The sequence below is a fragment of the Dactylosporangium roseum genome, from assembly GCF_025264685.1.
In the GTDB taxonomy this organism is placed as follows: Bacteria; Actinomycetota; Actinomycetes; order Mycobacteriales; family Micromonosporaceae; genus Dactylosporangium; species Dactylosporangium roseum.
The window spans coordinates 2,362,940-2,379,904 of record NZ_CP073721.1 but is presented as its reverse complement, the minus strand read 5'-3'; the positions used below and the strand labels follow the sequence as shown (position 1 = coordinate 2,379,904).

The 16,965-nt window shown below is 73.9% G+C and carries 15 protein-coding genes and 1 pseudogene; 10 read left to right on the top strand and 6 right to left on the bottom strand.

The annotated features are described in order from the left end of the window. Nucleotides 1-56: 56 nt before the first annotated feature. From Drose_RS39020 to Drose_RS11835, 6 genes are all read left to right on the top strand, one after another. Nucleotides 57-605: a YqgE/AlgH family protein gene (locus Drose_RS39020; RefSeq protein ID WP_390891434.1), complete on the top strand. Its 549-nt coding sequence runs from the start codon at nucleotides 57-59 to the stop codon at nucleotides 603-605. Beyond that, complete coding sequence (locus Drose_RS11855) at nucleotides 602-2,644, top strand: SIR2 family protein (RefSeq protein ID WP_260728222.1); 2,043 nt, start codon at nucleotides 602-604, stop codon at nucleotides 2,642-2,644. Before Drose_RS39020 ends, Drose_RS11855 begins: the two co-directional genes overlap by 4 nt. Before the next feature lie 60 nt (nucleotides 2,645-2,704). Continuing rightward, nucleotides 2,705-3,070, top strand: coding sequence for a hypothetical protein (locus Drose_RS11850; protein ID WP_260728221.1), 366 nt, complete (start codon nucleotides 2,705-2,707; stop codon nucleotides 3,068-3,070). Between the two features lie 106 nt (nucleotides 3,071-3,176). Continuing rightward, entirely contained in the window at nucleotides 3,177-3,824 is a 648-nt protein-coding gene (locus tag Drose_RS11845) for a hypothetical protein (RefSeq protein ID WP_260728220.1), read from the top strand. Between the two features lie 10 nt (nucleotides 3,825-3,834). Then, nucleotides 3,835-4,413, top strand: a complete 579-nt coding sequence (locus tag Drose_RS11840; RefSeq protein ID WP_260728219.1) for an HD domain-containing protein — start codon at nucleotides 3,835-3,837, stop codon at nucleotides 4,411-4,413. Nucleotides 4,414-4,426: 13 nt separating this feature from the next. Continuing rightward, nucleotides 4,427-5,827, top strand: a complete 1,401-nt coding sequence (locus Drose_RS11835; RefSeq protein ID WP_260728218.1) for an FAD-binding oxidoreductase — start codon at nucleotides 4,427-4,429, stop codon at nucleotides 5,825-5,827. A 195-nt stretch (nucleotides 5,828-6,022) separates the two neighbouring features. On the opposite strand, the pseudogene Drose_RS11830 reads toward Drose_RS11835, so the two are convergent. Continuing rightward, nucleotides 6,023-6,592 (bottom strand): annotated as a pseudogene (locus tag Drose_RS11830) (aminotransferase class I/II-fold pyridoxal phosphate-dependent enzyme); the annotation flags it as partial. A 276-nt stretch (nucleotides 6,593-6,868) separates the two neighbouring features. Continuing rightward, nucleotides 6,869-7,366, bottom strand: coding sequence for a MarR family winged helix-turn-helix transcriptional regulator (locus tag Drose_RS11825; protein WP_260728217.1), 498 nt, complete (start codon nucleotides 7,364-7,366; stop codon nucleotides 6,869-6,871). A 52-nt stretch (nucleotides 7,367-7,418) separates the two neighbouring features. On the opposite strand from Drose_RS11825, the gene Drose_RS11820 reads away from it, so the two are divergent. From Drose_RS11820 to Drose_RS11810, 3 genes are all read left to right on the top strand, one after another. After that, nucleotides 7,419-8,363, top strand: coding sequence for an EamA family transporter (locus Drose_RS11820; RefSeq protein ID WP_260728216.1), 945 nt, complete (start codon nucleotides 7,419-7,421; stop codon nucleotides 8,361-8,363). 9 nt (nucleotides 8,364-8,372) lie between these two features. Continuing rightward, nucleotides 8,373-9,575, top strand: coding sequence for an NAD(P)/FAD-dependent oxidoreductase (locus Drose_RS11815; RefSeq protein ID WP_260728215.1), 1,203 nt, complete (start codon nucleotides 8,373-8,375; stop codon nucleotides 9,573-9,575). A 115-nt stretch (nucleotides 9,576-9,690) separates the two neighbouring features. Beyond that, complete coding sequence (locus tag Drose_RS11810; RefSeq protein WP_260728214.1) at nucleotides 9,691-10,608, top strand: RNA polymerase subunit sigma-70; 918 nt, start codon at nucleotides 9,691-9,693, stop codon at nucleotides 10,606-10,608. Nucleotides 10,609-10,640: 32 nt separating this feature from the next. Here the strand turns inward: Drose_RS11810 and Drose_RS11805 are convergent, their stop codons facing one another. Continuing rightward, a complete protein-coding gene (locus Drose_RS11805) occupies nucleotides 10,641-11,258 on the bottom strand; it encodes a TetR/AcrR family transcriptional regulator (protein ID WP_260728213.1) in 618 nt (205 codons plus the stop codon). 63 nt (nucleotides 11,259-11,321) lie between these two features. Between Drose_RS11805 and Drose_RS11800 the strand changes: the two genes are divergently transcribed. Then, on the top strand, nucleotides 11,322-12,269 hold the full coding sequence (locus Drose_RS11800; protein ID WP_260728212.1) for a hypothetical protein: 948 nt from the start codon (nucleotides 11,322-11,324) through the stop codon (nucleotides 12,267-12,269). Nucleotides 12,270-12,300: 31 nt separating this feature from the next. Here the strand turns inward: Drose_RS11800 and Drose_RS11795 are convergent, their stop codons facing one another. From Drose_RS11795 to Drose_RS11785, 3 genes are all read right to left on the bottom strand, one after another. Next, entirely contained in the window at nucleotides 12,301-13,896 is a 1,596-nt protein-coding gene (locus Drose_RS11795; RefSeq protein ID WP_260728211.1) for a S1C family serine protease, read from the bottom strand. A 179-nt stretch (nucleotides 13,897-14,075) separates the two neighbouring features. After that, the gene (locus tag Drose_RS11790) at nucleotides 14,076-15,446 is read right to left on the bottom strand and encodes a class I SAM-dependent methyltransferase (protein ID WP_260728210.1); all 1,371 of its coding nucleotides are present in this window, start codon (nucleotides 15,444-15,446) and stop codon (nucleotides 14,076-14,078) included. Continuing rightward, entirely contained in the window at nucleotides 15,443-16,816 is a 1,374-nt protein-coding gene (locus Drose_RS11785; protein ID WP_260728209.1) for an FAD-binding oxidoreductase, read from the bottom strand. The genes Drose_RS11790 and Drose_RS11785 overlap by 4 nt, the downstream gene beginning before the upstream one ends. Between the last annotated feature and the right edge of the window lie 149 nt (nucleotides 16,817-16,965).

Sequence of the window (16,965 nt, the reverse complement as noted above, 5' to 3'; positions counted from 1 at the left end):
GCGGCTTCGAGCTGCCGGAGCTGCGCACGGGTAACGCCGGCGACGAGCTCGCGCTGGTGCGCAACGCCGCCCGGCACCACCGTGACCTGGTCGGGCGGGTCGTGGTGGCGACGGCCGCCGTCGACGACCGCGACCTGCGCCAGGCCGCGGTGCTGATCCTGCGGCACGAGCGGGGCCGCGGCGCGGTCGGCGTGCGGATCAACACCCCGACCGGGCATCCGCTGCCGGCCGAGATCACGGCGGGCTGGCGGCGGCTGCTCACCCCGCCGGCGGTCGTGTTCGACGCCGGGCCGCTGAGCCGCGCCGAGGGGTTCGTCGCGGTCGCCCGGCTGCGCCCCGACGTCGAGCCGCCGCTGCGGTTCCGGCCGGTGCGGGAGCGGCTCGGGGTGATCGCGCTGTCGGCCGACCCGGCGCCGCTCGCGCCGGTGATCGCCGGGCTGCGGCTGTTCTCCGGCTATCTCGGCTGGGGGCCGGAGCAGCTAGAGTCCGACATCGACGGCGGTCTGCTGCTGCTCAGCGACTCCGACGTGCGGGAGGTGCATTCCAGCCGGCCGCGGGAGCTGTGGACGACGCTGCACGCACGCGCTCGGGGGGACTCCGGATGACGCCCCGGATGACGCTGCTCGACGAGATCGCCGAGGCCATCGGCCGCGGTGAGCAGATCACGCTCATTCTCGGCGCGGGGATGACCATGCCCGCGGTGCCGGGGCTCGCCGGGATCGTGGCGCTCGCCGAGCGGTACGCGGCGGGGCTCGGCGACGACGGCGAGCTCACCCAGGCGCTGCGGCAGGCCCGCGAGGAGCTGGACGCGCGGGCCGCGCCGATCGAGGTGTACCTCGCGTACCGGCGGGTCTTCACCGCCCGGCGCTCCCCCGGCGAGTTCGACGTGATCGCCCAGCAGGCGGTGCTCGCCGGTTACCGGGCACCCGACCTGGCCAGCTCGCCCCTGGCGACGCACGGCATCTGGCAGCGGGTCGACCTGCGGCTGGGCGAGCGGGTGGAGAACAGTCTGGACTGGTGGGAGCTCCCGGCGGGCGTACGGGCCGTGGGCCGCCTGCTGGCGTGGCGTCCCGACGAGTTCGGCAACAGCGTGCTGACCACGAACTTCGACCCGATGCTCGAGGTGGCGGTGCGGCTGACCGGCCGGCAGGCGCTGAGCGTCCCGGTCGACGCCGCCGGCCGCCCGGACCGGCGGCCGGAGAGCGAGGGCGCCGTCCAGGTGTTCCACCTGCACGGGTTCTGGCGCCCGGTCGGCGAGGCCGCCCGCTCGCCGCTGCTGCACGACCCGGCGCCCGACGCGCAGGCGTCGGCGGCGGCGTGCCGGGCGATCGCCGATCTGATCACCGGCGACCGGGTGGTCGTCGTCGGCTACAGCGGATGGGACGACGTGGTGACCGGCGCGCTGCGCGCGGTCCGCGAGGTCCGGCCGGTGCGGGTGCTGTGGGCGCTGCAAGAGGACGGCGGCCCGTCGGCCGCGCTCTCCGAGCGGCTCGGCGACCTGGCGGCCTACTACCCGGGCGTCGACGGCGACGAGCTGTTCACCCGGCTCGCCGACCGCCTCCAGGTGCCGGCGACCGCGCCGCGGGCCGACCCGCGCCGCCGGGTGCGGCACCTCGACTGGGAGCGTGAGCTCTTCTCGCAGCCGGGCAACGTCGCGCCCGCCGCCGTCCTGCCGCTGCTGCGCCAGCTTGAGCGGCGGTACGGCTGGGGCGTCGACTGGGCCGGTGAGCCGCAGCCGCCGCGGCTGCTGTTCTGGCCGGTGCGCCTGCGGGGCCAGGCGTCGCTGATCAACGCGGTCCAGGCGCTCACCGCGGCGGCGCTGAGCCAGCGCGGCGTGCGGGTGGTGGTCTGCCTCGACGACTTGGGCGTGGCGGAGCGTGCGGAGCTCGGCGTGGCGTTCGCCGCCGACCTGCGGCGCTGGATGCGCCGGATCGACCCGGCCGCCGACCCGTCGGTCGTCTCGCTGCACGACTACATCGAGGAATCGCACCGGGAGCCGAGCCTGCTGCGCCCCACGGACCCGTGGTCGGTGGCGCGGATCTTCTACGGTGAGCGCAACCCGTCGCTCTACAGCGTGCTGGCCGCGATCAAGGTGGTGCCCCACCTGGCGCTGCACGACCTGGAGCAGAACGCCGCCGCGATCGTGCAGACGCTGCTGAGCAAGGACGCCAACCGGCTGCTCACCCCGCTGACCACGTGGGCGTACCTGCACCACCTGCTGGACACCGAGCCGGCGGCGCAGGTCATGGCCTACGCCGGCAGCGACGAGCGGCTGCTGTGGGAGCAGTTCCGCGAGCACTTCGGGCTCGGCGGCACCCTCCTGTACAACCCCTATATCCGGCACCTGACGAACGAGTCGCGGATGGTGCGCTGGTCCAGCGCCGCGGAGCTGCGGGCCTACCTGACGTCGACGAAGGAGCTGCCCGGCTGGGGTGAGGAGGGAGGGTACGTCCACTGGCTGGTCCAGAACGCGTTCCTCCTCCCACGGTACCTCACCCGCGGCGAGTTCCCCGAGGCCGGCGGCCACCGGCTCGACTCCTGGGCGGCGTTCGCGGCGGCGCTGGACAACGGCGCGCCGGTGCTCGACCTGCTCGCCCAGGACGTGTCGGACTTCTACCTGCCGCCCGCCGTGGTGACCGGGTGAACGTGCCAACCGCCCGTTCGGCGGTCGCCGGGACGGCCGCCGGGCGGTAGCGTCGGCAGTATGACGGCGCAGGTGCTGCGGGGCACGACCCGCCCGGCGACGGCGCGCAGTGGCGTCGACCGCTGCCTTGCGCTGCTGGGTGAGGAGCTGACCGCGTACATCGCGGGCGCCGTCACCGTGGGCGAGTTCCACCGCTGGCGGGCCGACCGGCGCCGCCGGCGTGAGATCGAGGAGCGCCTCCAGGGTGCCGTCGAGGTCGCCGACACGTTCGCCCGGGCCAACCGGCTGGGAGCCGCCGCCGGGTGGCTGCGCGAGGTCGGCGCCGCCGGGGTGGCCGGTCGCTCGCCCGCCCGGCTGCTGCGCGAAGCGACCGGCGAGGCCGTGAAGCGGGTCCTCGACGCGGCCGAACGATTCACCCGCCGATGACACCCCCGGCGCGCGCAAGCTGATATCTATACAGGCATGACCGTGGCGCGATCCGCCGCCCGCTGTGCCCGATCCGTGCCACGCTGCAGCTATGCGGAGATCCGCTGTGGGTGACGTCCTTCCGCAGGACCTCCTGCTCGACCGTGCCGGCGTCGTGGAGGTGCTCGACCGGCTCCTCGCGTCCGCGCGCGGCGGGCAGTGGCCGGCCGGTGCGCCGTACCGGCACGTCAACGGTTTCACGAAGATCGTCGCCGCCGAACACGCGGACCGCTCCCGGCTCACCCTGCACTACTGGCCGGCGTCGCCGGGCGCCGCACCCGACGTCTCCCGCCCGCACGACCACCGGTTCCCGTTCATCTCGGTCCTGCTGGGCGGGCGGCAGCACTTCGTCGAACTCGAGGAGGCGCCGGGCGGGGACGCCTGGCGCCGGTTCACCTACCGGCCGTATCTCGGCGGCCGGCTGGCCCACGTGACCCACGACGGCGAGGCTCGGCTGGCGCCGGTGCGCACCGTGGACCGCCGACCGCTCGAAGGCCACTACGCCGTCACGTCCGCGGTCGTCCACCAGGCGGTCACCGACCGGGCCGCCGCGTGCGCGACACTGGTGTTGCGCGGTCCCCGGGAGCGCCGCCGGTCGCGGGTGTACTACCGGCCCGGCGAGCCGCCGCCCCGGGGCGGCCTGCAACTGGGTCGCCGGCTGGATCGCGCCGAGGTCGTCCGCCAGTTGTCCGACGTGGCGGCGATGCTGGGATAGGTGGTCGCCGGTGCTGTCGCCGCGGTTCGAGGAGGCACTCGCGTTCGCCGCGCGCCGGCACACCGGCCAGGTCCGGCACAACACCGGCACGCCGTACGTCTCCCATCTGCTGGCGACGTGCGCCATCGTCCTGGAGGAGGGCGGCGACGAAACCGTCGCGATCGGCGCGCTGCTGCACGACGTGCTGGAGGACCAGCCGACGTCGCGGTCCGAGCTGCGCGACGCCTTCGGCGACGACGTCTACCGTATCGTCCACGACTGCACCGACGCCGACGCCGACGAGCGCACCCGCCTCACCTGGTGGGAGCGCAAGCGCGCCCACCTCGGCCGGATGGCGGCGGCCTCCGACGAGTCGCTGCTGGTCATCGCCGCCGACAAGGTGTGCGGCCTACAGTCCCTTGTGGACGACCTGCACCGGTTCGGCCCGGCGCTGTTCGAGCACAGCACCCGCACCGCCGACGAGTTGCTGTGGAACTACCGCTCGGTGACGGACCTGCTCGCCGGGCGGCTCGGCGAGCGGCCGGTGATCGGCCGGCTGCGCCGCCTCGTCGCCGAGTTCGCCACCCTTGCCGTGACCCCGCGACGGTGACAAGATCGGCCGGATGCGGCTCGACCTCTCCGGACTCGCGTCCTTCACCGGCAGGCTGATCACCCCTTACGACCCCGGCTACGAGGCCGCGCGGGTCCTGTTCAACACCCGCGTGCGGACCCGTCCGGCGCTCATCGCCCAGTGCGCCGGCGAGGCCGACGTGGCGGCGGCGATCCGGTTCGCCCGCGACAACGGTCTGCCGCTGTCGGTCCGCGGCGGCGGCCACCACGCCAGCGGGCTGTCGCTCGTGGAGGGCGGCGTCGTGGTCGACGTGGGCGGCATGCGCGCCGTCGCGTTCGACCCCGCGGCGGCCACGGTCACGGTGGGCCCCGGCATCGGCTGGCGCGACATCGACAAGGTCACCTACGTGGAGCACTCCTTCACCGGCGCGGACGGCCTGGAGTACGGGCTGGCCGGCCCCGGCGGCGAGTGCCCGACGGTGAGCAACGCCGGCTACAGCCTGGGCGGCGGTTACGGGCCGCTCGGCCGCACCTTCGGCCTGGGCTGCGACCACATCCTGGAGGCGACCGTGGTGGACGCCGAGGGGCAGGTCCTGCGGGCCTCCGAGACGGAGCACCCGGACCTGTTCTGGGCGCTGCGTGGCGCCGGCGGCGCGGGTTTCGGCGTGGTGACCTCGTTGACGTACCGGCTCAACCCGGTGCCGAAGACCGTCGTCGGCGGCATGATCGCGTGGCCGATGGCGAAGGCCGAGGAGGTCTTCCGCGCCTACCGCGATCTCTACGCGGACCGGGCCGACGAGAAGCTCGCGCTGTGCCTGCTGCTCACCACCGACCCGTACCCGGAGGGCGAGCAGGTCATCGGCGTGTACGGGATGTACGTCGGCCCGCCGGCGGAGGCCGCGGCCGCCCTGGCACCGCTGGCCGCCCTGGGCGAGCCGCTGTTCTCGTCGATGGGTGAGACGTCGTACTTCGACCTTATGCAGGGCATGGGCGAGGAGATCGTCTACGGCCTGCAGTCGAAGTGGCTCGGCGGGTACTTCGCCCCCGACGGCTTCGACGAGCCGGCCTTCGCCAAGCTGGCCGATCACTTCCGCCGCATGCCGTCGGGCTTCTCGATGGTCCGCTTCGACCTGCTGGCCGGCGGCGCGATCGCCCGGGTCCCGCAGGACGCTACGGCCTTCGTCCACCGCTCCCCGCTGCACTACGTCTCGATCATCTCGCAGTGGCAGGGCGACGAGGATACCGACCTCAACGTGAGCTGGGTCGACGACTTCGCCGAGGACCTGCGCCCGCACCTGACCGGCGAGGTCTACCAGAACTACGGGAACCGCGAGCTGGCCGGCTGGGAAACCGCCTACCACGGCGCCAACTACCAGCGCCTCCAGCAGGTCAAGCAGCGGTACGACCCGTCCGACGTCTTCCACACGGTCCAGTCCGTCCGCCTGCCCCGCTAGCACACTTCTTCCGCGTCGATCTTGCAGTTGTGGTGCCGCGACACTCCCTGAATGCCCGGTTTGTTGGGCACCACAACTGCAAGATCGACGGAGGTGGGCGTGGGCCACCACGAACCGGTGCCGGTCGACCGGATGCCCGAGCGCCGTCCGGCCGGCGGCGTCGACGACGGGCTGGTCGGCGACGAGGAAGCCGACGCGGACACCGGGAAAGTACGACTTGGCGAACGAGCCGAGGTAGATGACCCGCTGGTCGTCGTCGAGGGACTTGAGCGTCGGGCGGGGCGCGCCGTCGAGGCCGAACAGCCCGTACGGATCGTCCTCGAGGATCAGCAGGTCGGTGTCCGCGGCGACGGTGAGCAGCGCGCGGCGGGTCGCCACCGGCAGCGAGACGCCGGACGGGTTGGCGAAGTTGGACACGAGATAGAGCGCGCGTGGGTGCTTGCCGCGCGCCCGGACGTCGGCGGCGACGGCGGCGACGGCGGCCACCGTCTCGGGGCGCAGACCGTCGGCGGACTCCGGCACCGGCACCACCTCGATGCCGAGGATGCGCGCCGCGCCGGTGAAGCCGACGTAGCACGGCTCGGCGGCGAGCACCACATCGTTCGGTCCCGAACAGATGCCGCGCAGGGCGATGACCATCGCCTCCTGGCAGCCCGTGGTGACCATGACCGCGGCGGCCGGGACCTGGATGTTCTCGTCAACGTCGAGCATCCGGGCGATGAGGTCACCGATGTGGCCGTTGGTCCGCCCGTACTGCGTCAGCAACCGGCGGCTGCGCGCCGGGCCGAGACCGCGCTCGCGCAGGTGCGTGAGATACGCCTGGAGGTGCTTGTCGACGTCGGTGGCGGAGTGGAACTCGTCGAAGGGGCGGCCGGCGGCCAAGGAGATCGCCTCCGGGAACCGGCGAGGCAGCTACGGGTGTGGTTCGGCGATTCGTAGGTTGGTGGAGCCGTCCCCCTCCTGGGTGGTTGGGCGGCGGCTTCGGTCCAGGCCAGGCGGAGGGTGCGGAGTGCTTCGATGGCGGGTTGAGCCGGGTCTGGGTCAAGAATGCCTGTCGGACTCCGCGGTGGCCAGCAGCTCGCGCAGCAGCGTGTCGAGCTGGCGGCGGCGCGGCCCGGGCAGCCGCTCCAGGACCTCCCGCTGCACCGCCAGGCCGGCGCCGACGGCCTCGTCGACGAGCTCACGGCCCCGGTCGGTGAGGGTGATGACCAGGCCGCGCCGGTCGCTCGGGTCCGGGGAGCGGGTGACCAGCCCGGCCCGCTCGAGCCGGTCCAGGCGGCCGGTCATGCCGCCGGTCGTGAGCATCAACGAGGCGCTCAGGGCCTTCGGTGCCAGCTCGAACGGCTCCCCGGCGCGGCGCAGCGTGGCGAGCACGTCGAACTCGCCGCGGTTGACGCCGAGCCCGCCGTAGACCTTCTCCTGCCGGTCGCCGACCAGCTTGGCCAGGCGGTAGATGCGGCCGAACACCGCCATCGCCTCGGTCTGCAGGTCGGGGCGCTCACGGGCCCACTGACCCACGATCCGGTCGACATCGTCCATCGCATCACGATACCACTTGCCCATAATTAGCTTAGTGCTAAGCTACTTAACCATGAGGAACCTGAGCCTGCCCGCCGCCACGGCCGCCGCACCCGCCGTGTGGGGCACCACCTACCTGGTCACCACCGAGTTCCTCCCGCCCGGCCGGCCACTGCTCGCCGGCACCCTGCGCGCGCTGCCCGCCGGGCTCCTGCTGATCGGGCTCGTCGCGCGCCTCCACCGCAACCCGCTGCCGGGGCGGCGCTGGTGGTGGCGGGCGGCCGTCCTCGGCACGCTCAACATCGGCCTGTTCTTCGCGCTGCTGTTCGTCGCGGCCTACCGGTTGCCCGGCGGCGTCGCGGCCGTGCTCGGCGCGCTCGGACCGTTCGTCGTCGCGGGACTCGCCTTCGGCCTGCTCGGGCAGCGACCGGCGGGCCGGGTGCTCGCCGCCGCCGGGATCGGCCTGGCCGGCGTCGCGCTGCTCGTGCTGCGCTCGGCGATCGCGCTCGACCCGATCGGCCTGGCCGCGGCGGCGGGCGGCATGGTGTCGATGTCGTTCGGCACCGTGCTCGGCCGCCGCTGGGGCGTCCCCGAGGGGTTCGCCGACCGGCGCACCGCGCTGCTCGCGCTGACCGGCTGGCAGCTCACCGTCGGCGGCCTGCTCCTCGCACCCGCCGCGCTACTGGTGGAGGGCCTGCCGCCGACCGTGACGTGGCCGAACGCGGCCGGCTTCGGGTATCTGTCGCTGGTCGGCACCGCCGGTGCGTACTTCCTGTGGTTCCGCGGTGTCACCGCCCTGGCACCGGCCCGGGTCACGCTGCTGGGCCTGCTCAGCCCGGTCGTCGCCGCGGCCCTCGGCTGGCTGGTCCTCGGCCAGGCGCTGTCGGCGGGGCAGCTCCTGGGCGCCGCGGCGGTGCTCGGCGCGGTCCTGCTGGGGGCGGGCGGCGGTGGGGACAGCCCTTCGCCGGCGGCCGCGGCACCATCGGCACCGGCCGTGCCGGCCGGCGCGACGCGGTAGGGTGCACCGGTGTCGTTCGATGCCATCGTGGTCGGCGCACGGGTCGCCGGCTCCCCCACCGCCATGCTCCTCGCCCGCCACGGACACCGGGTGCTGCTCGTCGACAAGGCGACGTTTCCCAGCGACGTGCTGTCGACGCACCTGCTGCACGTGCCCGCGATGGCATGTCTGCGCGAGTGGGGCCTGCTGGACGCGGTCGTGGCGACCGGCGCGCCGCCGCACGAGCGGTTCACGATGGACTTCGGGCCGTTCACCATCGCTGGCCCGCCTCCCGCGGTCGACGGCGTCGCCCATCCGTACTGCGTGCGCCGCACCCGGCTGGACAAGATCCTCGTCGACGCCGCCCGCGCCGCCGGCGCCGAGGTGCGCGAGGGCTTCGCGGTCGACGGCCTGCTGCGCGACGACACCGGCCGCGTCACCGGCGTCACCGGGCCGGACGGCCCCGTCGAGGCGAAGCTCGTCATCGGCGCCGACGGCCTCCGCTCGATCGTCGCCCGCGAGACCGGCGCCGGCACCTACCACGACACGCCGTCGCTGACCGCCTGCTACTACGCCTACTACCGCGGCGTCTCCGGCCCCGGCGCGGAGATCTACCAACTGGGCGACCGCGCCGTCGTGGTGTTCCCGACCAACGACGGCCTCGCCTGCGTCTTCGTCGCCTGTCCGATCGAGCGGTTCCACGAGTTCCGCACCGACGTCGAGGGCCACTACCTGGAGGCGATCTCGCGGGTGCCGGCCCTGGCCGCCCGGGTCGCCGCCGGCGAGCGGGTCGAGCGGATCCGCGGCACCGCCGACGTGCCGAACTTCTTCCGCGAGTCCAGCGGTCCCGGCTGGGCACTGGTCGGCGACGCCGGTTACCACAAGGATCCGTGCATGGCCTCGGGCATCACCGACGCCTTCGTCTGCGCGCGGCTGCTCGCCGACGCCGTCCACGCCGCGCTGTCCGGGGATCCGGACGGGGAGCGGGAGCTCGACGCCGCCGTGGCCGGTTACGTGCGGGCGCGTGACGAGCGCTTCCTGCCGGCACTCCGGCTGACCTGCCAGCTCGCGTCGATGGAGCCGCCGTCGCCGGAGACCGCCGCGCTGTTCGCCACCATCGCCGCCTCGCCGGCGGAGAGCACGCGGTTCTTCGGGGTCCTTCAGGGCAGCACGCCGATCCCGTCGTACTTCGATCCGGCCAACATCGGCCGCATCATGTCGGGCGCCTCCTGACCGGCCGGGACCGGCACGCATCCCTGGGCCCGACGGCCCGACCCGCGCGCCGTCGACCACCGCCCGCGCGACGGAACGAACACCCATGTTCATCGCCCGCCGGTACGGTGGAACCGTGCCGCTGGAGGACGAGCTCGCCGCGCACCGGGTCGCGCTGACCGGGCACTGCTACCGGATGCTCGGCTCGGCCTTCGACGCCGAGGACGCGGTCCAGGAGACGCTGCTGCGCGCGTGGCGCAACGCCGGCCGCTTCGACCCCGCCCGGGCGTCACTGAAGACCTGGCTGTTCACGATCGCCACCAACGTCTGCCTCGACGCGCTGCGCAGCGCCCGGCGGCGGGCACTCCCCCTCGACCTCGATCCCGGCGCCTTCGGCGAGACGCTGCCGGACGACGCCTTCGTCGGCCCGGTGCCGGACGGCCTCGTGGTGCCGCCGGAGGGCGATCCGGCCGAGCTGGCGGTGCAGCGGGAGTCGATCCGGCTCGCGTTCGTGGCGGCACTCCAGGCGCTGCCGCCGAAGCAGCGGGCGGTGCTGATCCTGCGCGAGGTGCTGGCGTGGCGCGCGGCCGAGGTGGCGGCGCTGCTGGACACGTCGGTGCCGGCGGTGAACAGCGCGTTGCAGCGGGCGCGGGCCGCTCTGGCGACCGTGCCGGCCGGCGGGCCGGTCGACGAGGCGTTGCTGGGGCGATACGTGCGGGCGTTCACCGCGCACGACGTGCCGACGCTGGTGTCGCTGCTGCACGAGGACGCGACGATGGCGATGCCGCCGCTGACCTGGTGGCTGCGGGGCCGCGACCGGATCGCCGCCGTGCTCGCGGCGTCGGACGCCTGCCGCGGCGACGTGCTCGTCCGGGTGCCGGCCAACGGTGGCGCGGCCTTCGGGCAGTACCGCGACGGCCGTCCCTTCGCCGTGCTCGTGCTGGAGGGGGCGCCGGACGGGCGGGTGGCGGCGGCGACCACGTTCCTGTCCCCGGAGCGGCTGTTCCCGCTGTTCGGGCTGCCGCCGGAGCTGCCCGTCCGGTCATCGGGCTGAGAACCGGCACGTGGACGCGCGGATCGCGGTCCTCATCGACGCTCGCCCCCCGGGTCGAGGGCGCGCGCCGCCGCCGCGAACGCGTCCTCGGCCGTCGCGCGGATCGCGGCCCGCACCTCGGCCGGGTCGGCGCCGGCGAGCATCCGGCGGCGGATCTCCGCGTGCAGGGCCCGGTCCACGCCGGCCAGGACCGCCGCCGCCCAGCCGGCCGACCGCTCACCGACCGCACCGGCCAGGACCGCCGCCAGCGCGGCCTCGGCCGACTCGGTCAGCCGGCGCGCCCGGGCCTGCAAAGCGGCGCTCCCGTCGATCACCCGCCAGAAGCCGGCCGCGCCCGGGGAGAGGCCCAGCGTCGGCTCGTCACGGTCGAGCTCGGCCAGGAACAGTGCCCGCACCGCGGCTGCCGGGGACTCGCCGGGCAGCCGCGACGACACCGCGTCGGCCAGGCGGCGCACCACCGCGTCCTGACGGTCGAAGAACAGGTCCTCCTTGGTCGGGAAGTAGTTGAACGCCGTGTTCACCGACACCCGCGCCGCCTCGGCGACCTCCGCGACCGTGACCCGGTCGAAGCCGCGCTCGAGGAACAGGGCCAGCGCGGCGTCGGCGAGCGCCGTGCGCGTCGCCGCCTTCTTCTCCGCCCGCAATGCCATGGCCGAACTATAGCGTGACTACAAATTTGGTGTGACACCAAAATTAGTTGTACCGTCGGCCGCATGACTCTCCTCTTCGGTGTCTACGCCGGCGGTCTCGGCGCTGACGAGCACGGTGACATCACTCCCGGACCTCCCGAGGACGCTCAGCGCATCGCCGAGCGGCTCGACGAGCTGCACGGCGAACGGCCGTTCCTGGTCCGCGGCTACGTGCAGTACAGCGACGCGGACGGCGCGCACCTCGAGGCGCCGCCGGCGCCGTGGCAGCACGCCGTGCGCGGCCGGCGGCTCGACCTGGTCGCCTGCTTCCGCGAGCCGGGCGACGACCTGACCGGCTGGCTGGCGTTCCTGCGGTCCGTCATCCGCACGCACGGCGAGTCCCTCGCGACGCTGCAGGTGGGCGAGGAGGCCAACCACGACGGTCCCGGCGGCGACGGGGGCCGTCCGGCGGTGCGCCGCGCGATCGTCGAAGGCGTCCTCGCCGCCCGCGACGAGATCGACCGGCTGGGCCTCGACGTCCGGGTCGGCTGCAACTCGACGCCGGTCTTCGACCCGGCCCAGGAGTTCTGGACCGGGCTCGGCCGGCTCGGCGGCAGCGAGTTCACGGGCGCGCTGGACTACGCCGGCCTGGACTTCTTCCCCGACGTGTTCCGTGCGGTGCCGGCCGAGGCGCTCACCGACGCCGTCCGCGGGGTCCTCCACGGATTCCGGCACACCAGCCTGGCCGCGGCCGGCATTCCCGGCCGGACCCCGATCCACGTCACGGAGAACGGCTGGGCCACCGGACCGGACCGCTCCCCCGAGCGGCAGGCCGAGGTCCTCGACAGGATCGTGCGGACCGTCGACGGGGCGTCGGCGGAGCTGGGCATCACCACGTACGAGCACTTCGCCCTGCGGGACGCCGACAGCGCGGTCCCCGACACGATGTACCAGTTCGGGCTGGTCCGCTCGGACTACACGCCGAAGCCCGCCTTCCACAGGTACGGCGCGCTGATCCGGGAACTCGGCTGACCACACGCGGCGGCCCGCGTCGTGTCCCAGGTCACGGCGACTCGCCGAGCGTCACCGTGACGGTCTGCTCGCCGTTGCCCCGCAGGACGGTCACCTTGAGCTCGTCGCCGGCCTTGGCCGCCTGGACCGCGTTGATGAGGTCCGTGGCGTCGGAGATCGTGGTGCCGCCGATCCTCGTCACGATGTCGCCGCTCTTGATGCCGCCCTTGTCGGCCGGGCCGCCGGCGACCACACCGCCGACGAGCGCACCGCCGACGCCGTCGGCCAACTGCACACCGAGGTACGGGTGGCTGACCTTGCCGCCCTTGGCGAGCTGCTCGGCGGCGGCGCGGGCGCGGTTGGCGGAGATGGCGAAGCCGACCCCGATGTTGCCGTTGCTGTTCTCGCCGGCCGTGGCGATGGCGGTGTTGATCCCGACGACTTCGCCGGCCAGGTTGACCAGCGCACCGCCGGAGTTGCCGGGGTTGATGGCGGCGTCGGTCTGGACGGCGTCCGCGATCGACTTGCCGCCCTGCTGGCCGGAGCTGATCGTGCGGTGCAGCGCGCTGACGATGCCGGCGGTGACCGAGCCCTGCAGGCCGAGCGGGCTGCCGACGGCGAGCACGGTGTCACCGACCCGCAGGGCGTCGCTGTCACCGAACTTCGCCGCGGCCAGCCCGGACACGTTCTGGGCCTTGATGACGGCGATGTCTCCGGCGGGGTCGGTGCCGACGACGGTGGCCTGGGCGGTCTTGCCGTTGCTGAACGTGACGGTCAGTTTGGTGGCGCCCTGCACGACGTGGTTGTTGGTGATGATCTGGCCGTCGGCGGTCATGATGACACCGGAGCCCTCGGACTCGCCGGTGCTGATGTCGACGACGCTGGGCAGCACCGCCTCGGCGACGCCGCGGACCGAGGACCGGTCGAGGTTCGGCGCGGCGTCGCGGGTCACCACGGTGGTGCCCCCGTCCCGGTCGTCGGCGAACCGGGTGGCGACGAGCCCGCCCGCGAACGCCGACCCGACCGACAGCACCACCGCGGCGGCGACGACGGCGGCGATCCGCCCGCCGCGCCCGGGCCGCGCGCCGGGCTGTGCGGGCTGGCCCGGCCAGCCGGGGCGGCCCGGCGCGGGCGGGAACCCGGGCGGGAACCCGGGCTGGACGGGGTGCCCCGGCTGGCCCGGGTGCCCGAACGTGTCCGGCCGGCCCGGGTGGCCCATCGGGCCGGACTGGTAGGCCGGGGTGGCCGGCGCACCGGGGTAGCCCTGCGGGGCGGTGACCGGCGCGGCCGGGAACGAGGCCGTGGTGGCGCCGACGCCGGGCAGCGGCGTGGTCGGGGCGCCCGGGACCGGCGACGCGGGACGGAACGCCCCGGTGGCGCCGGCGGCCGGCAGCTCCGCGGTCTGGGCCTGCCCGTTGGCCGGCCAGGCCTGCGCGGGCCACCCGTCACCGGGGGTGGCCCAGGGCACACCGGAGGCCGGCACGCTCGAAGCGGGCACACCCGACGCGGGCATCGCGGAGGCCGGAATCCCCGAGGCGGGCGCGGACGAGGCCGGGGCGGGCGCGGCCGGTGACGCCGGGGCGGGCGCGGTCTCCCCGGATGCTGCGGAGGGTGGCGGCGCGTCCCACTGGCGGTCCTGGTCACTCATGAAATCCACCTTGCACACCGCACCTGCACCGAAACTGGGTTCTTGCTGGGAGAAAGCCGAGAGCGCCGCCGTCCCCGCCGAAGAGCCGAGCGACCGGGCACGTGTGAGCCCACGTGCCCGGTCGCGCCGGTGACAAGAACGCTCATGGCCCCAGGTTCGGACCTCGAGCGCGCTTCAGGTCAAGCGGTCCAGTCGGGCCGCAGCGGGTAGGAGGACACGCCGTCCCGGGTCGTCTTCGTGGCGAGGATCTGATGGAGCTGGATCTCGTTGCGTTCGAAGGCGAGCCGCGAGCCGGCCATGTACAGGCCCCACACCCGCGCGGTGCCCAGGCCGACCTCGGCGACGCAGTCGTCCCATTGCTCGACGAGGTTGCGGTTCCAGCCGGCGAGCGTCAGCGCGTAGTGCTGCCGGAGGTTCTCCTCGTGCTGCACCTCGAACGCGGCGTCGTGGACGGCGCTGACGAGCCGGCCCGGGGAGGGCAGCTCGCCGTCGGGGAACACATACCGGTCGATGAACGCGCCCGGCTTGTGGGAGGCGCGGTTGTCGGACCGGGTGATGCAGTGGTTGAGCAGCCGGCCGCCGGGCTTGAGCCGGCTGCGCAGCGTCCCGAAGTAGCGTGGGTAGTTGCGCACACCGATGTGCTCGGTGAGGCCGATCGAGCTGACCGCGTCGAACTGCTCCAACGGCGCGTCGCGGTAGTCGAGGTACCGGACCTCGGCGAGGTGCCCGAGGCCCTCGCGCTCGATGGCGGCCTGCGCCCACTGCGCCTGCTCGCGGGAGAGCGTGACGCCGAGGGCCCGGATCCCGTATTCGCGGGCCGCGTGCCGGACCATGCCGCCCCAGCCGCAGCCGACGTCGAGCAGCCGCTGGCCCGGCTTGAGGGCCAGCTTGCCGGCGACGAGGTCGTACTTGTTGGCCTGCGCCTGCTCCAGGGTGTCGGACTCGGAGCGGAACACGGCGCAGGTGTAGGTCATCGACGGGCCGAGGATCTTCTCGTAGAAGGCGTTGGAGACGTCGTAGTGGTGGTGGATGGCGTCGGCGTCGCGGCCCCGGCCGTGCCGCAGGCCCTGGACGGTGCGGCGCCAGGCGGGGACCGCCTCCTGCGGCGGGGGCGACGGCGGGCGCAGCCGATCCCAGCCGAGGCCGCGGACGAGCCGCAGCGCCTCGCCCGGGGACGGCATGTGCAACCGGAGGCCGGTGGCGAGCCCGCGCAGCGCCTCGTACGGGTCGCCGGGGTGCGCGCCGCGGACCTCGAGGTCGCCGGTGACGTAGGCGCGGGCCATGCCGAGGTCGCCGGGGGCCGTCAGCACGTAGGAGAGGCCGCGTTCGGTGGCGAGGTGCAGGCCGATCGGCGCGTCGGCGGGGCCGACGGCGCTGCCGTCGTAGGCGGTGATCCGCACGGCCGGCTCGTCGATGGTGACGGCGCGGATGATGTCCGCGACCTTCGGCACGGCGGGTCGCCGGCGGGGCGGCCGGCCCGGTGCGGAGGAGCCGGCGCGTGGCCGGCCCGGTGCGGAGGAGCCGGCGCGTGGCCGGTTGGTGATGGTCATCGTCGCCCCACAACCTTGTCGTAGAGGTCGGTCAGTCGGTGACCGGGGTCGTAGCGCTCCTTGACGGCGCGGTAGGCGGCGCCGCCGTAGAGCTCGTCGAACGTCCCGCGGTCGTAGTAGGCGTCGGAGTACAGCGACTTGTGGCCGCCGAGCTCGAACACCTGCTCTTCGATGGCCCGGTTGACGTCGCCGTCGGCCGCGCCGGGCTCGATCGGGACGGTCCCCCAGAAGCCCACGTTCACGTAGGGCGTCCCGGCGTGCATCGGATACAGCGGCCACGCACGTTCCCGCAGCCGCAGCGGACACAGCCACAGGGGCGCCATCGGTACGTGCTGTGCGAACCACCGCAGGAACGCGCCGGTCCGGTCGAGGGGCACCTCGACGTCCTGCACGACCCGTTCCCGCGCGGGAAGGCCCCGCCACCGGTCGACCCGCGCGGCGACGCCGTGCCGGTTCTCGAACCGCACGATGCGGTGGTAGACGTCGCTGCGCCGGTAACGCTTCGGCCAGAGGCGGCGGACGGCGGGATGCTGGACGCCGAAGGCGGCCGAGCACCAGAACCAGTCGGTGTCCCACCGCCACAGGTAGTCGTAGGCGGTGAGCCGGTCGGTGGCCTTCGAGCGCAGCGACCGGTAGTAGACGTCCTGGCCGGTGTAGTCGCTGGTCGGGCCGTCACCGCCGAAGGTGCCGAGCACGAGGTACGACTCCCCCGGCCGGAAGACGACGCCGTCCATGACGTCGACGGGCGTGCCGTCGTGCTCACCCGTCTTCATCACCTCGCCGACCACCTCGAGCAGCTCGTCGACGTCGTCGAAGCGCAGGTTGCGCAGGCTGACCCGGTCGGCGACGGGCTGGAGCTCGATCCGCAGGCGGGTGGCATAGCCGAGGCTGCCCAGCGAGTTGGGGAACGCCGCGTAGAGGTCGGCGTGCTCTCCCTCGGGCCGGACGGTCACCACGTCACCCGCGCCGGTGAGGATGTCGAGCTCGATGACGGACTCGTGCGGCAGGCCGTGCTTCCACGAGGTCGACTCGATGCCGAGCCCGGTGACGGCACCGCCGAGCGTGATGGTCCGTAGCTGCGGCACCACGAGCGGCATCAGGCCGTGCGGAAGCGTGGCGTCGACCAGGTCCTCGTATGTGCACATGCCCTGCACGTCCGCGGTGCGGGCGACCGGGTCGACGGCCACCACGCCGTCGAGACCGCTGACGTCGAGACCGGCCGGGCCGGTCGTGGATCTCGGGCGGAACAGGTTGGACGTCTTCTTCGCCAGGCGAACGGTCTCGCCCGGCGGGACCGCGGCGTACGAGGCGCGCAGCGCGTCGACGGCGCGCTCGTGCTCTGCCCGGCCCTTCGGGTTGATCCGTCGCATTCGACCACCTCCTTTCCACGCATCAGATCAGAAAGTGGAGGCATGCCTCAGGCAAACCTCGCACAGTCGGCGAGGCCGGCCAACCGCTGGTGATCGAACTCACGCCGCCCGCGACCCTGGGCGGCGACCAGCGCGGGCCGGCGTGCTTT